Source organism: Amycolatopsis methanolica 239 (assembly GCF_000739085.1).
Classification (GTDB): Bacteria; Actinomycetota; Actinomycetes; order Mycobacteriales; family Pseudonocardiaceae; genus Amycolatopsis_E; species Amycolatopsis_E methanolica.
On the sequence record NZ_CP009110.1, the window covers coordinates 1,283,781 to 1,298,019 of the forward strand.

The following is a 14,239-nucleotide window of genomic DNA, read 5'->3' on the forward strand; positions in this document are numbered from 1 at the left end:
GCGTGGGAGGTGGCTGGGGAACGCCGCCCAGGCCGGTGCGGGCCCCGCGCCCGGTGAGGATGGCTGAGTGGGTGGGCGCTGCGTCGCGGCCCGGGCCTACGTCCGGCTGAGCACCCGTCCGACGGTGCCGAGCAGCACGACGCTCGCCTGGTCGTCCGGGGCCGGGAGGTAGCCCCGCGGCGGGTTCCAGTGCGTGGCGAGCACCAGCCGGGGCGGGACTAGGGCCTGTTTCAATGCGCTGATCTGGGAAGGTCTTCGGCAGTGTGGGTGTCGCGGCGTGTCGTTGATCAAATAAGTGAGGTCTCCGGTAGATCGATCAGCGACTAAGAAGATCGAGAACACCGGAGACCTCGTGGCTAGCGTAGCGGCGGCGGGGCGAGCCGATCTGACCGACGCGCAGTGGGCGGTGCTGGAACCACTGCTGCCGGTCGGCCAGAAGCCGGGTCGCCCACCGAAGTGGACCAAGCGTCAACTCCTCGACGGAATTCGGTGGCGAGTGCGTGTGGGCTCTCCCTGGCGCGATGTCCCACCGGTGTATGGGTGCTGGCAGACGGTCTATGGGTTGTTCCGGCGCTGGCAGCGCGCGGGTGTGTGGGCGGTGATCCTGGCGGCCTTGCAGAGCAGGGCCGACGCCGCTGGGGTGATCACCTGGGACGTGAGCGTGGATAGCACGATCAACCGAGCGCATCAGCATGCGGCGGGCGCGCGGACCGAGAGTGAGGTGCAGAAGGAACCACCGGGTGGGGTGGGCGCGCCCGAACCCGCTGATCACGCATTGGGCCGGTCTCGGGGTGGATGGACCACCAAGCTGCATCTGGCGACTGAACAGGGGCAGAAACCGCTGTCGCTGCTGGTCACGGCGGGGCAGCGTGGGGACAGCCCGGAGTTCGAGGCGGTACTGGCCGGAATCCGGGTCGCCCGAATCGGCGGTGGACAAGCCCGGACCCGACCGGATCGGGTGCTGGCGGATAAGGCCTACAGTTCCCGCGCCAACCGGGCCCACCTGCGCAGGCGCGGGATCGCGTGCACCATCCCCCAGCCCGCTGATCAGATCCGGCATCGCCGCAACCGTGGACCAGACGGTGGCCGGCCACCAGCCTTCGACCCGCACACCTACAAACAGCGACACGCGGTCGAGTGCGGGATCAACCGCCTCAAACGTCACCGAGCCCTCGCCACCCGATACGACAAGCTCGCCGTCCGCTACGAAGCCACAATCCACATCGCCGCGATCAACGAGTGGCTACCTCGCTTATGAAACAGGCCCTAGCTCGGTGCCGTCGAACAGCGCGGCAACCTCCTGCCTGCGCTGCAGCCCTTCGTCCTCTGGGGGGCGTGATGTGCGTGAGCGCCAGGTAGCTGCCCGGAGCTAGACGAGTAATGCGTAAGTCGGGGTGATGCCCGGAGTGAGGTGAAGGGTGTCCAAGATCAGTTTGTGACGACCGACCTGAACACCCTTCTCACCGCACTCTACGTCAAGATCGACGACCATCTCGCGGGCAGGCGGCGGATGGGCAGACCGCCGAAGCTGACCGACGCTGAGCTGGTCACGCTGGCCGTCGCCCAGGCGTTGCTGGGGTTCACCTCCGAGGCCCGCTGGCTGCGGTTCCTGCCCGCCCGGATGCCCGGCGCGTTCCGCTACCTGCCCGGCCAGTCCGGCTACAACCGTCGCCTGCGCGCTGCGCTGCCACTGATCAAGCACGTGATGCGCTGGCTGGCGGCCGATACCGACCTGTGGACCGACACCACCTGGATCGTCGACTCCACCCCGGTGGAGTGCGGCCGGTCCCGACCGACGGTCAAGCGCTCAGAGCTGGCCGGCTGGGCCAAGTACGGCTTCTGCCGCTCACACTCCCGCTGGTTCTGGGGACTGCGGCTGCATCTGGTCTGCACCCCTGCCGGACTCCCGGTGGCCTGGGCGCTGGCGGACCCGAAGATCGACGAGCGGCAGGTACTCATGGCGATCTGCGACCACGAACCCCACCTGCTCACCGACCGCCCCGGCCTGCTGATCATCGCCGACAAGGGCTACGTCTCCCGCGAACTCGACCACTACCTCACCGAGCGCGGGGTCCGGCTGATCCGACCGTCCTACCGCAACCGCCGGCCCCATCCCGGCGAGCCGCTGCTCAAGTCCATCCGCCAGCTCATCGAGTCAGTCAACGACACCCTCAAAGGCCAACTCGACCTCGAACAGCACGGCGGACGCACCATCGAAGGCGTCGGAACCCGCGTCGCCCAACGCCTCCTGGCCCTCACCGCCGCCATCTGGCACAACCGCGCCACCGGCCAACCCATCACCCGATCACTGACCGCCTACGACCACTAACCGAGATACGCATTACTCGTCTAGGCCCAGCCGCCGCGCCGCACCAGGGGGCGCACGTCGCCCGGCACGAAGGGCAGCACGGACACCATCAGCAGCCCCACGGGCTGGCCGAAGTCCAGCAGCCCGGCCCGCTCGAAGATCGCCTCCGGCTCGCGCGCGTCGGCCAGCAGGCAGGCCGCGTCCGGCTCCCCGGCGAGCAGGGCGTTGCTCACCTCGACCGTGCGCGGGTCCAGGTCGACGTAGACCACCCGCGAGCCCGGCGCGCACCGCTGGGCGATCTCGTGCACGTTGCCCGTCACCGGGTAGCCGGAGCCGATGTCGAGGAACTGCCGGATCCCGTGCCCGGTCATCCAGCGGGCCACGCGCTGCAGGAAGTCCCGGTTGTAGCGCGCGACCCGTCCGGCGAGGGGGAAGATCTTCTGGGCCTCGATCGCCACCTCGGCGTCTTACGGCAGGTGGTGGTGCCCGTTCAGGTACCAGTCGTACACGCCCGCGGCCGTCGCCGTGGTGCGTTCCTGCTGGGGCATCGGCGATCACCACCGGTCCGGCGTGCTGCGAACCCGCTCAGTCTGGCACGGCGGTCAACGGCCCGGGAGGGCTTCAGCTGGCGCCGACGGTGGCCGCGCGGACCGTCGGCCCGCGCCGCAACGGCCGTGCGGCTCCGGCGTTGGCGGAGTTGGCGCGCAGCACGGCTGAGTTCGCGGAGCTGCGGCCGCGGGTCCTCAGCGCCCGTCTTCGTGGTGGGGAGCAGTTTCCGCCTGTTGATCGCTTGGCGCCTCAGCGCTTCGGCCGCTTGCCGAACGACTCCATCTCGTCGACCTGCCGCCGCGCCTCGTCGGCGGTCTTGTCGGCTGCGGCCGCGGCCTTGCGGGCGGCGGTGAGCTCCTTGCGCACCGCGCGTTCTTCGCGGGTCGCGTCGTCCAGTTGCGAGCGCAGCTCGGCCACCCGCGCCGCGGCCTTGTCGGCCCGGGCGCTCACCTCGTCGACCACCTGCTGGGCCGCGGCGCGGGCCGCCTCCGCCGCGTCGGCCTTCGCGCGGGCCTCTTCGAGTGCGGCCTGCCGTCGCTCGGCTTCCGGGTCCCGTTTCGGCGGTTTCGGGGCAGGCTTGGGTGCGGCCTTGCGCTTCGGCGAAGCGGCCAGCGCGGCCGCCAGCCAATCCTCCGAAGAGGACGGTTCCAGCGCCGCGGAAAGCCGTCCCGCGGCCACTTTCTCCGCCGCGTCCGGATCGGACACCGCCGCCTCGAACGTGTCCTCCACCTGGCGCATCGCGACGTCGCCGTAGGGGATGCCCGCCTCGCCGGCGACGCCACCCGCCCGTCCGCTCAGCCGCCGGATCAGCTCGTTGCGCTGCCGCGACAGCGTGCGCAGCTCGTCGCCCGCCAGCGTCTGGTGCGCGGTGCGCAACCGCGCGCCGAGGTCCGCGAGCTGCCCGATCTCGTCCGGGTGCCGCCGGCTCACCTGGTTCACCAGCCACGCGGCGACGGTCGGTTTGCGCAGCTGGGTGATGCGCTTGGCGAGTTCGGGGTCGTGACCCTTCGCCTCCTTGGCCCGCTCCGTGCGGGCCGGCGTGAACTCGTCCCGGGGCTGTGCGTACAGCTCGTCGGCAACCGCGTCGAACCCCCGGGACGTCATGCCTCCATCATCGGCTCGCCCGCGATCACCGGCAAACCGTCATTCGGCCTGCTGCTGCTTCGCGATCTCCGCGCGCACCTGGTCCATGTCGACCTCGCGCAGCTTGCCGATCAGCTCCTCCAGGCTCTGCTCGGGCAGCGCGCCCGGCTGGGCGTAGAGCACGACGCCGTCCCGCACCGCCATCAGCGTCGGGATCGACTGGATGCCGAAGGCCTGGGCCAGCTCGGTCTGGTCCTCGGTGTCGACCTTGCCGAACACGATGTCGTCGTGCCGGTCGGCCGCCCCCTCGAACACGGGCGCGAACATCCGGCACGGCCCGCACCAGGCCGCCCAGAAGTCGACCAGCACCATGCCGTCGGAGTTGACGACCTCTTCGAAGTTGTCCTTGGTCAGCGTTACCGTCGCCATGAGCGGTGCAACACGCCCCCGGGGTCACCTATTCCGGGTGGCACCGGCCACCACAAAAACCTCGAAACTTATGTCCCTGGCACACATAGGCATCCCGCTTCAGGCCGCTTACCGTCTGTCGCCATGAGTGGCTACTGGAACGGGCGCGTCGCGCTGGTGACCGGCGCCGGCAGCGGGATCGGGCGTGCCTGCGCGCACGCCCTGGCCGAGGCCGGGGCGAAGGTGCACGTGGTGGACATCAACGCGGACGCGGCGGCGCGCGTCGCCGACGAGACCGGCGGCTGGGCGCACACCGCGGACCTCGCCGATCCCGCGGCCGTGGACGCCCTGCCCGCCGACGCTGACATCCTCGTCAACAACGCCGGCTTCCAGCACGTCGCGCCGCTGACCGAGTTCCCGCCGGACGTGTTCACCCGCATGCACCAGGTCATGGTGACCGCGCCGTTCCTGCTGATCCGCCGGGTGCTGCCGCACATGTACGCGCAGGGCTGGGGCCGGATCGTGAACGTCTCCAGCGTGCACGGCCTGCGCGCAAGCGCTTTCAAGTCCGCTTACGTGTCCGCCAAGCACGCGCTCGAAGGACTGTCCAAAGTGGCCGCGCTGGAGGGTGCGCCGCACGGGGTGACCAGCAACTGCGTCAGCCCGGGTTACGTGGACACCCCGCTGGTGCGCGACCAGATCGCCGACCAGGCCGCCGCGCACGGACGCCCCGAGGACGAGATCCTCGGCGAGGTCCTGCTCGGGCGCGCCGCCATCAAACGGCTCATCGGCCCGGCCGAGGTCGCCGACGCGGTGCGCTGGCTGTGCGGCCCCTCGTCCGGCCACATCACCGGGATTTCCCTGCCCCTCGACGGCGGCTGGACCGCCGCCTGAGGATTTCCGCCACGGCACAAAGGAGTGTTGCCCCATGCCCCGCAGCGAGAACCGCTCGATCGCGAAGGTGGTCGGCGCGAGCCTCATCGGCACCACGATCGAGTGGTACGACTTCTTCCTCTACGGATCGGCCGCGGCCCTGGTCTTCAACAAGCTCTTCTTCCCCGGCAGCGATCCGCTGACCGGGACCCTGCTCTCGTTCGCCACCTACGCCATCGGCTTCCTCGCCCGGCCGCTCGGCGGCCTGGTGTTCGGCCACTTCGGCGACCGCGTCGGCCGCAAGAAGCTGCTGGTGTTCAGCCTGCTGCTGATGGGCGGCTCGACCTGCGCGATGGGCCTGCTGCCGACCTACGCGACGGTCGGCGTGGCAGCGCCGCTGCTGCTCACGGCGCTGCGGCTGGTGCAGGGCTTCGCGCTCGGCGGCGAGTGGGGCGGCGCGGTGCTCATCGTGTCCGAGCACGGTGACGACCGCCGCCGCGGGTTCTGGGCCTCCTGGCCGCAGTGCGGCGCGCCGGGCGGGAACCTGCTGGCCACCGCGGTGCTCGCGATCCTCGCCGCGGTGCAGTCCGACGCCGCGTTCACCGCGTGGGGCTGGCGCATCCCGTTCCTGCTCTCCGGCGTGCTGGTGATCATCGGCTTGTGGATCCGGCTCACCGTCACCGAGTCGCCGGTGTTCCTGGCCGCGCAGGAGAAGGCCCGTCAGCGCGGCGAGCAGCACCGCGCCCCGGCGGTGGAGGTCTTCCGCGGCGCGTGGCGCCGGGTGCTCATCACGATCGGCGCCCGCATGGCCGAGAACGTGTCCTACTACGTGCTGACCGCGTTCATCCTGGTCTACGTCACCGGCCCGCTGGGGCTCAGCAAGTCGGCCGGGCTCAACGCCGTGCTCATCGGGTCGGCGATCCACTTCGTGACGATCCCGCTGTGGGGCGCGCTGTCCGACCGGATCGGCCGCCGCCCGGTGTACCTGTTCGGCGCGGTCGCCATGGCCGGCTGGGCGTTCGTGTTCTTCGCTCTGATGGACACCCGCTCGTCCGGGATGATCATCCTCGCCGCGACCATCGGCCTGGTGCTGCACGGCGCGATGTACGGTCCGCAGGCGGCGTTCTTCGCCGAGCAGTTCCCGACCCGCGTCCGCTACACCGGTCTGTCGATCGGCGGGCAGCTGTCCTCGATCGCCGCCGGCGCGCTGGCGCCGATCGTCGCGGTCGCGTTGTTCAAGGAGTTCGGCGGCACGCTGGCGGTTTCGCTGTACGTGGTGGTGATGTGCGTGCTCACGGTGATCGCGGTGACCAGCGCGAAGGAGACCGCGGGCAGCTCGCTGCACGACGAGCAGCCCACGACCGCCCCGCAACCGGCGACGCGATGAGACGATGATCGGCGTGGACGACGACGTGCTCCGGCTGCTCGACCTGCTCGCCGGCGGGGCGAGCAGCGAGCAGCTGGCGCGCGCCGGCGCCGCGAACCCCAAGGCCACCGAACTGGCGCTGCGCATCCACGCCACCCTCACCGCGCACCGCCGCCGCGAGGCCGAGCTGACCGCGTTGTTCGACACGGCCAGCGACCTGGCCCGCCTGCGCGATCCGGACGCCGTGCTGCGGTCGATCGTGCGGCGGGCCCGCACGCTGCTCGGCGCGGACGTCTCCTACCTCAGCCTCAACGACGAGGCGGCCGGACGCACCTACATGCGCGTCACCGACGGGTGCGTGTCGCCCCTGTTCAAGGAAGTCATCCTGGGCATGGGCGAGGGGCTCGGCGGCCTGGTCGCGCAGAGCGCGCGCCCGTATGCGACACCGGACTACTTCCGGGACGAGCGGTTCCGGCACACCAAGCCGATCGACGACGCGGTGCGCGACGAGGGCCTGGCCGGCATCCTCGGCGTCCCGCTGTCGCTGGGCGGCGCGGTGATCGGGGTGCTCTACGCGTCCGACCGCACGCCCCGCGAGTTCACCCCGGACGAGGTCGCGCTGCTGTCCTCGCTGGCCGACCACGCGGTCATCGCGCTGGACAACGCCCGGCTGCTGGACGAGATCAGCTCGCACTCCGCGGCGATGCACCGCGCCGAGGAGGCGCACGACCGGCTCATGGACCTGGTGCTGCGCGGCGGGGACGTGCCGGAGGTGGCAGCCGCGGTGGCCGACGTCCTGCGCGGCTCGATCGGCCTGTTCGACGCGGCGGGCGAGGAGCTCGCGCACGCCGGGACCGCCCCCTCCGCCCCGGATCCGGAGGTGGTGGCGCTGTCGCGGAGCACCGGGCGCTCGGTGTCCGGCTGCGGGTCGCTGGTGTGTGCCGTGCAGGCCGGGCCGGAGCTGCTCGGCAGCATGGTGCTCACCGGGCGGGACGCGCTGCTCGACGCCGACCGGCGGCTGTTCGAGCGGGCGGCCGTGGTGACCGCGTTGTTGCTGCTGCTGCGCCGGTCGGTGGCGAAGGCGGAGGACGAGGTCCGCGGCGAGCTGCTGACCGACCTGCTCACCGCGCCGGACCGCAACCCGGGCGCGTTGCTGGCGCGCGCCGAACGGCTGGGCGTCGACCTCACCGAGCCGCACGCGGTCCTGGTCGCGCACGCCGAGTCGGTGTCCCGCGCGCGGCTGGCGGTGGCCGCGGCCCGGCACGGGGCGCTCGCCGGGATCCACGCGGAGGAGGTCGTGCTGCTGGTCCGCGGCGACCCGGACGCGGTGGCCGCGCGGATCGCGGAGGCGCTGACCGCGGCGACGGACACGCCGGTGACGGTCGGCGCGGCGGGCCCGGCGCGGGGCCCGGCGGCTATCGCCGCGGCGCATGCCGAGGCGGTCCGGTGCCTGCGGGCATTGCTGGCGCTGGGCCGGTCCGGCGAGGGGGCGTCCGCCGGCGGGCTCGGGTTCCTCGGGGTGCTGCTCGGTGAGCGCGGCGACCTGACCGGTTTCGTGCGACGCACGCTCGGCCCGGTGCTCGACTACGACGAACGACGTGGCACCGACCTGATCGGAACGCTGCACGCGTACTTCGCGGCGGGCGGCAACCTGACGCGAGCGAAGGAGGTGCTGCACGTGCACGTCAACACGGTGGTGCAGCGGCTGGACCGGATAGCGACCCTGCTCGGCGACGACTGGCAGGAGCCGGGGCGGGCGCTGGAGATCCAGCTCGCACTGCGGGTGCAGCGCTTGACGGGGTGGCGGAGCGGGTAGCCGGGGGGCGACGAAGGGAGGCCCGATGAACGTGACCGCGGGTGATCTGAAGGCGCTGCTGGACGCCGGGAACGGCGCGCAGCTGGTCCTGCAGGAGGGCAGCGTCGCGGTGTTGCCTGCCGAGGAGCTGCCCGGGCACGAGGGCGCGCTGACGGTCATCGAGCGCGAGACGCTGCGGCAGCGGGTGGGGGAGCAGCCGGAGGAGCGCGAGCTCGACGAACAGGCCGCGATCCTCTCTACCCAGATCGACACCCTCGGCGCTTGATCGCTACATGGCCACGGCTGCTGAGGAGCCGGCCGCGCTCGGTCACCGCACCTCGGCTGTCCTCGGTTTCAGCGGGCGTACTCCGCCAGCGCGGGTTCCGCCGGAACGTGCGGGTACAGCGCGACCTGGGTCGCCACCACCGTTGCCATGCGGGCCTCGTTCACGGCGAGGAACACCGGGTCCACGCCGGGCATCAGCAGCCGCGTGCAGGCGTCCGCGGGCAGCCGCGCGGGGTCGGCCGGGCCGTCGTGCGTGAGGGCGTCCACCACGAGCGCGAACGCGACGCCGTCGGTGGTGCCGGTCGTCAGGTGGTCGGCCACGTGCGCGGGGCACACGTCCTGCAGCCCGACGTTGCTGATCCGCCCCTGCCCGGTGTGCAGCGAGCTGCTGCCGTGGTCGTTCAGGTTGGGCGCGACCACCTCGTCGAGCACCGTGTAGACGTTCGTGTAGTCGACGCCCGCCCAGGTTTCCGCGCCGCTGTTCAGCGCGGTCAGGAACGCCGACCCGGTGCGCTGCTGCCAGAACGCGGGCGCGCAGCCCGGCCGGCAGACGGCCGAAGCCACGACCGTGCCGTGGTTCGACGGCGCCAGCCCGATCACGTCCCCCACCCGGGCGCGCGTGTCCGGCCAGTACTTGAGCGCCCAGCGCGGAACCATGCCGCCCTGGCTGTGCCCGACGATGTCGACGTCCCGCCCGGACGCGGCGCTGACCGCGCGGATCGCGTGCACGACGTACTCGGCGGCGACCTGGATGTCGGCCATCCCGTTGTCCGGCAGGGCGACCGTGCAGAACGGACGCCCCAGCGCGGTCAGCGCGGGCCCGTAGTTCCAGACGAAGACCTCCGGCGTCAGCGTCGTCCCGGCGATCAGCAGGATCGGGTTGTGCGCGGACCCGCCGACGTCACCCGAACACACCAGCGCCGCGTCGAGGGCGGCCTCCGGGACACGCAGCGCGGGGCCGTCCGCGGCTTCGGCGGACGTGGGCGCCAGCACCGCGCCCACGAGGACCAGCAGGGCGAGCAACGAGCGCTTCATGACCGTCCTTCCGGCACACTCCGTCGTGTGGACCGAGGGGATCTTGTCACGCGGGCGGCCGGGGAAGCGACTTCACGGTGGTGAACGCCTTCGTGATCCGCGCCGGCCAGGTCTTCGACGGCGAACGCACCCACCGCGACCTGCCGGTTCTCGTCCTGGACGGCGCCATCGCGCGGCTCGGCGGCCCGGTGCCGGACTGGCCGGTGGTCGACTCGCCCGGCACGTTGCTGCCCGGACTGATCGACATGCACACGCACCTGTCCGGCGACGGCGGTTTCGGCGCGCTCGACCGGCTCGCGGACTACTCCGAGGACGAGCTGGACGGCGTGATTGAGCGGGCGCTGCGAGCCCAGCTGGCCGCCGGGGTGACCAGCGTGCGCGACCTCGGCGATCGCCGGTACGCCACCCTGCGCTGGCGGGGCCGCCCCGGCCTGCCGTCGATCGTCGCCGCGGGGCCGCCGATCACCAGTCCCCGCGGGCACTGCTGGAACATGGGCGGCGAGGCGAGCGGCGCCGACGGCCTGCGCGCGGCCGTCGCCGAGCGGGCCGAGCGCGGCGTGGACGTCGTGAAGGTCATGGCCAGCGGCGGCGGCATGACGCCGGGCACCGACATCATGGCCTGCCAGTTCACCCTCGACGAGCTGCGGCTGATCGTCGAGGAGGCCCACGCGGCCGGGCTGCCGGTGACCGCGCACGCGCACGGCACGCCTTCGGTGGAACAGGCGGTCGCTGCGGGGGTGGACGGCATCGAGCACTGCAGCTGCTTCACGCCCGAGGGCATCCGGATGAGCGACGAGCTGGCCGCCGCGATCGCCGCGCGCGGGATCACCGTGTGCCCCACGCTCGGCGCGGTCGGCGAGATGACCCCGCCGCCCGCGTTGCGTGAGTTCCTGGAACGGACGGGTTCCACGATCCGCGACCGGATCGGCCAGGTCGCGCGGATGGCCGACGCTGGCGTGCGGATCGTGTCCGGCGGCGATTCCGGCATCTCCCCGGGCAAGCCGCACGGGATGCTCGCCACCTCGGTGGAGTGGCTGGTGGACGGCGGAATCCCGGCGGAGGCCGCGTTGGCTTCGGCGACGTCGCTGGCCGCCGAGGTCGCGGGCCTGGACCGCAAGGGCCGCATCCGCCCCGGTTTCGACGCCGACCTGCTGCTGGTGGACGGCGACCCGCTGACCGACATCACGGCGCTGGCGCGCCCGGCGCAGGTGTGGCTGGCCGGCACGGCTAGATGATCTCCAGGTTGGCCATCATGCCCATGTCCTCGTGTTCGGCGTTGTGGCAGTGGAAGAGGTACCGGCCGCGGTAGCCGTCGAACCGGGTGATGATCTCCACCGATTCCCCCGGCCGCAACGAGACCGTGTCCTTCAGCCGTGGTGGCCGTGCGTCCGTCCCGCGCGGAAGGCGAACTCACGCACCCGCACCGCGTCGGACCGCTGCCAGCCCGGCAGGCCGGCCGAGAGCACGCCGGGGATCCGGCTGTCGTCGGTGGCGCGGCGGGCGACGCGGAACGCCATCACGTCCCGCGTACGGCCCGACCCCAGCCGGTTCCGGATCCGGACGCGGCCGCCGACTGGAACGCCGGCGAAGTCGACGATCACGTCGTAGCGTTCGGCGGGCGCGACCGGCAGCGTCGAGTGCGTGACCGGCGTGGCGAGCAGTCCCTGGTCGGCGCCGATTCGTGTCGACGGACAAGAAGGACGTCATCGCGTTGCTGGAGGACCAGCACCAGGAGATCCGCCGCCTGTTCGTCGTGGTCGAACGCGCGAAGGGGGACGAGCGCGAGGACGCCTTCCGCGACCTCGTGCGGCTGCTGTCGGTCCACGAGACCGCGGAGGAGGAACTGGTCCACCCCGAGGTGCGGCGCCACGACGGCGGCGAGCCGGTCGTCGAGGCCCGCCTCGGCGAGGAGCACCGGGCCAAGGAACTGCTGTCCACATTGGACGATATAGGCCCGGACGCGGAGGGCTTCGACACCCTGCTGATCCAGCTCCGGGACGACGTGCTCGCCCACGCTGAGCACGAGGAGCGGTCGGAGTTCCCGCTGCTGCGCCAGGCGTGCGACAGCAAGCGGCTGGCGGCGATGGCCGACACGGTGCGGGCGGCCGAGGTCGTGGCCCCGACGCGCCCGCACCCGGGAACGGAAAGCGCCGCGAAGAACATGCTGCTCGGTCCGCCGGCCGCACTCATGGACCGAGCCCGCGACGCCATCCGGAACGTACTCAAACACTGACGCCCCGGAAGCCGGCCGCCCGCCGAACGGCAGGCGGCCGGTTCCGCGTCACAGACCGACCCGCACCACGCTGCCGCTGCCGGGTGCGCCCGGCGGGTTCGGGCAGGCGCTGCAGTTCGACACGTACGCCTTGCCGTCGCGCAGTGCCAGCCCACCGGGCATCGTCAGCTGCTGCGTCACGATGTGCTGCGCGCCGTCCTTGCCGACCTGGATCAACGCGCCCGCCGGGTCGCCGCTGAGCAGGCCGTTGTGCGCGATTTCCAGCACGTACAGCTTCCCGTGCGCGAAGCCGATGTCGATGATGTTGGTGAAGCCCTCCGCGTACACCTGCGGCGCCTTGCCCGGCACCACCCGGTACACCCGCGCCGCGCCCTTCGGGAACGGGAAGCCGGTCAGCTCGCCGACGTACAGCGCGCCGTCCGGGCCGAGCGCGACCGAGGTCGGCACCGACTGCATCGGGATCTGCGAGCCGTCCGGCCCCGTCGCCATCCGCGTCGGGAACGTGGCGATCGTCTGGATGCGGCCCTTGTCCGGGACCCACAGCAGGGAGTTGCCGCCCGCGTCGGCCACCACGCGGCCGCCGGGCAGGGCGAGGACCGAGTTGGGGTTGCTGTCCGGCTCACCACCGTCGGGGTTGGCCGTTGCCTCGTAACCGGCGATGTCGGCGACCGGTTTTCCGTTGCGCAGCAACCACCCCATGAACTGCTGGCCCTTCGGCGGCAGGTTCGTGCGCACCGCGGGGTTCGCCCCCAGACCGACGGTGACGTACATGTTGCCCTTGCCGAGGAACGAGACGTCCGACGGGCCGATCGCGCCGGAACCGTCGCGTGCGGCGAGCGACGGCAGGCCGCTCAGCACGCGTTTCTGCTGCCCGCGGTCGATCCGCGTGAGGGCGCCGGATTCGCCGTAGCACGCCTCGCCCTCGGGCCCCGCCATGCACGGACCAGCGCCGCCGCGGCCGGCTTCCGCGACGTACAGGGCTCCGTCAGGCGAGAACGACAGCCCGCGTGGGCTGTCCAGGCCGCCGGCCACTGTGGACACCTTGCCGCCGGCCTCGGCGCCGAGCGGAACCAGTGTCACCGCGAGCGCGGTGGCGGCTGTCAGCAGGATTCGGGATGTTTTCATAGGCCCGTCCTTTCACGACGATGTGCCCCCCTTCCGGAGACGGAATCGCGTGGACGGGCGTTACGAGGAGATTTCGGTTGAGGGCGCAAGTAAACGCGCAGCCGTTGCGTCGGGATTTCCACGAGCTGCCAGGACAGCAGCCCGCACGCGTAGGCCAGCGGCAACGCCAGCGCCATCAGCAGGTACGAGTTCCGCACCCCGGCGAACACGATGAGTTGCTGCACCGGCATCGCCCAGATGTACATGCCGTAACTGCCGTAGACCCACTTGTCGTAACGCGCCAGCCGCCGCGGCCAGTGGTGCGCCCATACGATCGCGCCGTACCCGGCGGCGAACGGCAGTACGATCCGCGCGCAGGGCTGCAGGACGGGCACGAAGTTGACCACCAGGTACCCGGCCACGCCGGCGTATGCGGCGGCCCGCGACAGGGGGATCGTGCCGTGGTAACGGTGCATCACCATGCCGATGACGAACGCGACGCCGAACGCGACCATCGCGCCGACCGGCACGGACAGCAACGACCCGCCGCGGCCCTGGAAGGTGTAGGTGGCGCCGAGGAAACCGTCGAGCACGACGATCGCGGCCAGCAGCGCGAACAGGCCGGCCCGGGCGCGGCCGAGCAGACCGGTCAGTCCCGCGACGAGAACCAGCGCGTACCCGGTGGTCTCCATCGGCAGAGTCCACAGTGAGCCATTCGCCGACCACGGGTACGGGTTCTCCGCGAACACCCCGGGAAGCAGGTGCTGCAACGGGTACAGCGCCGCGTTGTGCACCACGTAACCCCAGGTCGCGGTGTCCGTCCAGTACTCGCCGGCGTCGAGCACGGTGACCAGTGGGCCGATCACGAACGCGGTGAACATGACGACGACGAGCAGTGGCGGCCAGATCCGCAGCACGCGCTTGGCGGCGTACCGCCACCACGACGCGTCGCGCGCCCAGCTGTCGGTGATCTGGAACCCGCTCATCGCGAAGAAGCCCATGAGCGCGAAGTAACCGGGGGACAGGTCCCAGCTCGCCGGCAGGATCGTCAGCCGTTGCGGGTCGACGAGCGGGAACGAATGCTCGACGACGACCATGCTCGCGCCGACGAGCCGCAGCCACGCGAACCCGGTCTCGGCCTTGGCGTACTTGACGGGGCGGATCTGCTGCGTGCGCTCCGCCGAGTTGTCCCGCGGCACC

17 protein-coding genes are annotated in these 14,239 nt (G+C 71.7%); 8 read left to right on the forward strand and 9 right to left on the reverse strand.

Annotated elements, in window-relative coordinates:
• Positions 1 to 96 precede the first annotated feature (96 nt).
• Complete coding sequence (locus AMETH_RS37745; RefSeq protein WP_156131619.1) at positions 97 to 234, reverse strand: hypothetical protein; 138 nt, start codon at positions 232 to 234, stop codon at positions 97 to 99.
• A gap of 118 nt (positions 235 to 352) precedes the next feature.
• Here AMETH_RS37745 and AMETH_RS06260 point away from each other — a divergent pair, with 118 nt between their 5' ends.
• Together AMETH_RS06260 and AMETH_RS06265 are read left to right on the forward strand one after the other, a co-directional pair.
• Positions 353 to 1,258 carry an IS5 family transposase gene (locus tag AMETH_RS06260; RefSeq protein WP_026153428.1) on the forward strand — a complete coding sequence of 302 codons (906 nt, stop codon included), beginning with the start codon at positions 353 to 355 and terminating at the stop codon, positions 1,256 to 1,258.
• Between the two features lie 177 nt (positions 1,259 to 1,435).
• A complete protein-coding gene (locus tag AMETH_RS06265) occupies positions 1,436 to 2,329 on the forward strand; it encodes an IS982 family transposase (protein ID WP_017983093.1) in 894 nt (297 codons plus the stop codon).
• Between the two features lie 20 nt (positions 2,330 to 2,349).
• Here the strand turns inward: AMETH_RS06265 and AMETH_RS06270 are convergent, their stop codons facing one another.
• The 3 genes from AMETH_RS06270 to trxA form a co-directional block, all read right to left on the reverse strand.
• Positions 2,350 to 2,766, reverse strand: a complete 417-nt coding sequence (locus AMETH_RS06270; RefSeq protein WP_017987205.1) for an SAM-dependent methyltransferase — start codon at positions 2,764 to 2,766, stop codon at positions 2,350 to 2,352.
• A 340-nt stretch (positions 2,767 to 3,106) separates the two neighbouring features.
• Positions 3,107 to 3,961, reverse strand: coding sequence for a hypothetical protein (locus AMETH_RS06275; RefSeq protein WP_017987206.1), 855 nt, complete (start codon positions 3,959 to 3,961; stop codon positions 3,107 to 3,109).
• Between the two features lie 39 nt (positions 3,962 to 4,000).
• Positions 4,001 to 4,369: a thioredoxin gene (gene trxA / locus AMETH_RS06280; RefSeq protein WP_017987207.1), complete on the reverse strand. Its 369-nt coding sequence runs from the start codon at positions 4,367 to 4,369 to the stop codon at positions 4,001 to 4,003.
• Positions 4,370 to 4,492: 123 nt separating this feature from the next.
• On the opposite strand from trxA, the gene AMETH_RS06285 reads away from it, so the two are divergent.
• From AMETH_RS06285 to AMETH_RS06300, 4 genes are read left to right on the forward strand one after another with little or no spacing between them, the layout of a single operon-like run.
• A complete protein-coding gene (locus AMETH_RS06285; RefSeq protein WP_017987208.1) occupies positions 4,493 to 5,242 on the forward strand; it encodes a 3-hydroxybutyrate dehydrogenase in 750 nt (249 codons plus the stop codon).
• Between the two features lie 34 nt (positions 5,243 to 5,276).
• Complete coding sequence (locus AMETH_RS06290) at positions 5,277 to 6,608, forward strand: MFS transporter (RefSeq protein WP_017987209.1); 1,332 nt, start codon at positions 5,277 to 5,279, stop codon at positions 6,606 to 6,608.
• Positions 6,609 to 6,612: 4 nt separating this feature from the next.
• Complete coding sequence (locus AMETH_RS06295; RefSeq protein ID WP_017987210.1) at positions 6,613 to 8,403, forward strand: helix-turn-helix domain-containing protein; 1,791 nt, start codon at positions 6,613 to 6,615, stop codon at positions 8,401 to 8,403.
• Positions 8,404 to 8,428: 25 nt separating this feature from the next.
• Positions 8,429 to 8,668, forward strand: a complete 240-nt coding sequence (locus tag AMETH_RS06300; RefSeq protein WP_017987211.1) for a hypothetical protein — start codon at positions 8,429 to 8,431, stop codon at positions 8,666 to 8,668.
• 68 nt (positions 8,669 to 8,736) lie between these two features.
• Here AMETH_RS06300 and AMETH_RS06305 read toward each other — a convergent pair whose 3' ends face one another.
• The gene (locus AMETH_RS06305; RefSeq protein WP_017987212.1) at positions 8,737 to 9,702 is read right to left on the reverse strand and encodes a lipase family alpha/beta hydrolase; all 966 of its coding nucleotides are present in this window, start codon (positions 9,700 to 9,702) and stop codon (positions 8,737 to 8,739) included.
• Between the two features lie 80 nt (positions 9,703 to 9,782).
• Between AMETH_RS06305 and AMETH_RS06310 the strand changes: the two genes are divergently transcribed.
• Positions 9,783 to 10,937 (forward strand): metal-dependent hydrolase family protein, encoded by a 1,155-nt coding sequence (locus tag AMETH_RS06310; protein WP_223843069.1) that lies wholly within the window; start codon positions 9,783 to 9,785, stop codon positions 10,935 to 10,937.
• Here the strand turns inward: AMETH_RS06310 and AMETH_RS06315 are convergent.
• Positions 10,930 to 11,055: a multicopper oxidase domain-containing protein gene (locus tag AMETH_RS06315; RefSeq protein ID WP_267283475.1), complete on the reverse strand. Its 126-nt coding sequence runs from the start codon at positions 11,053 to 11,055 to the stop codon at positions 10,930 to 10,932. The two genes, AMETH_RS06310 and AMETH_RS06315, sit on opposite strands and share 8 nt — an antisense overlap.
• Before the next feature lie 14 nt (positions 11,056 to 11,069).
• The gene (locus tag AMETH_RS06320) at positions 11,070 to 11,303 is read right to left on the reverse strand and encodes a hypothetical protein (RefSeq protein WP_026153862.1); all 234 of its coding nucleotides are present in this window, start codon (positions 11,301 to 11,303) and stop codon (positions 11,070 to 11,072) included.
• Positions 11,304 to 11,383: 80 nt separating this feature from the next.
• On the opposite strand from AMETH_RS06320, the gene AMETH_RS06325 reads away from it, so the two are divergent.
• On the forward strand, positions 11,384 to 11,935 hold the full coding sequence (locus tag AMETH_RS06325; RefSeq protein WP_017987214.1) for a hemerythrin domain-containing protein: 552 nt from the start codon (positions 11,384 to 11,386) through the stop codon (positions 11,933 to 11,935).
• Positions 11,936 to 11,983: 48 nt separating this feature from the next.
• Here the strand turns inward: AMETH_RS06325 and AMETH_RS06330 are convergent, their stop codons facing one another.
• Together AMETH_RS06330 and AMETH_RS06335 are read right to left on the reverse strand one after the other, a co-directional pair.
• The gene (locus AMETH_RS06330; RefSeq protein WP_017987215.1) at positions 11,984 to 13,060 is read right to left on the reverse strand and encodes a ScyD/ScyE family protein; all 1,077 of its coding nucleotides are present in this window, start codon (positions 13,058 to 13,060) and stop codon (positions 11,984 to 11,986) included.
• Positions 13,057 to 14,238 (reverse strand): acyltransferase family protein, encoded by a 1,182-nt coding sequence (locus AMETH_RS06335; RefSeq protein ID WP_017987216.1) that lies wholly within the window; start codon positions 14,236 to 14,238, stop codon positions 13,057 to 13,059. Before AMETH_RS06335 ends, AMETH_RS06330 begins: the two co-directional genes overlap by 4 nt.
• Position 14,239 lies beyond the last annotated feature (1 nt).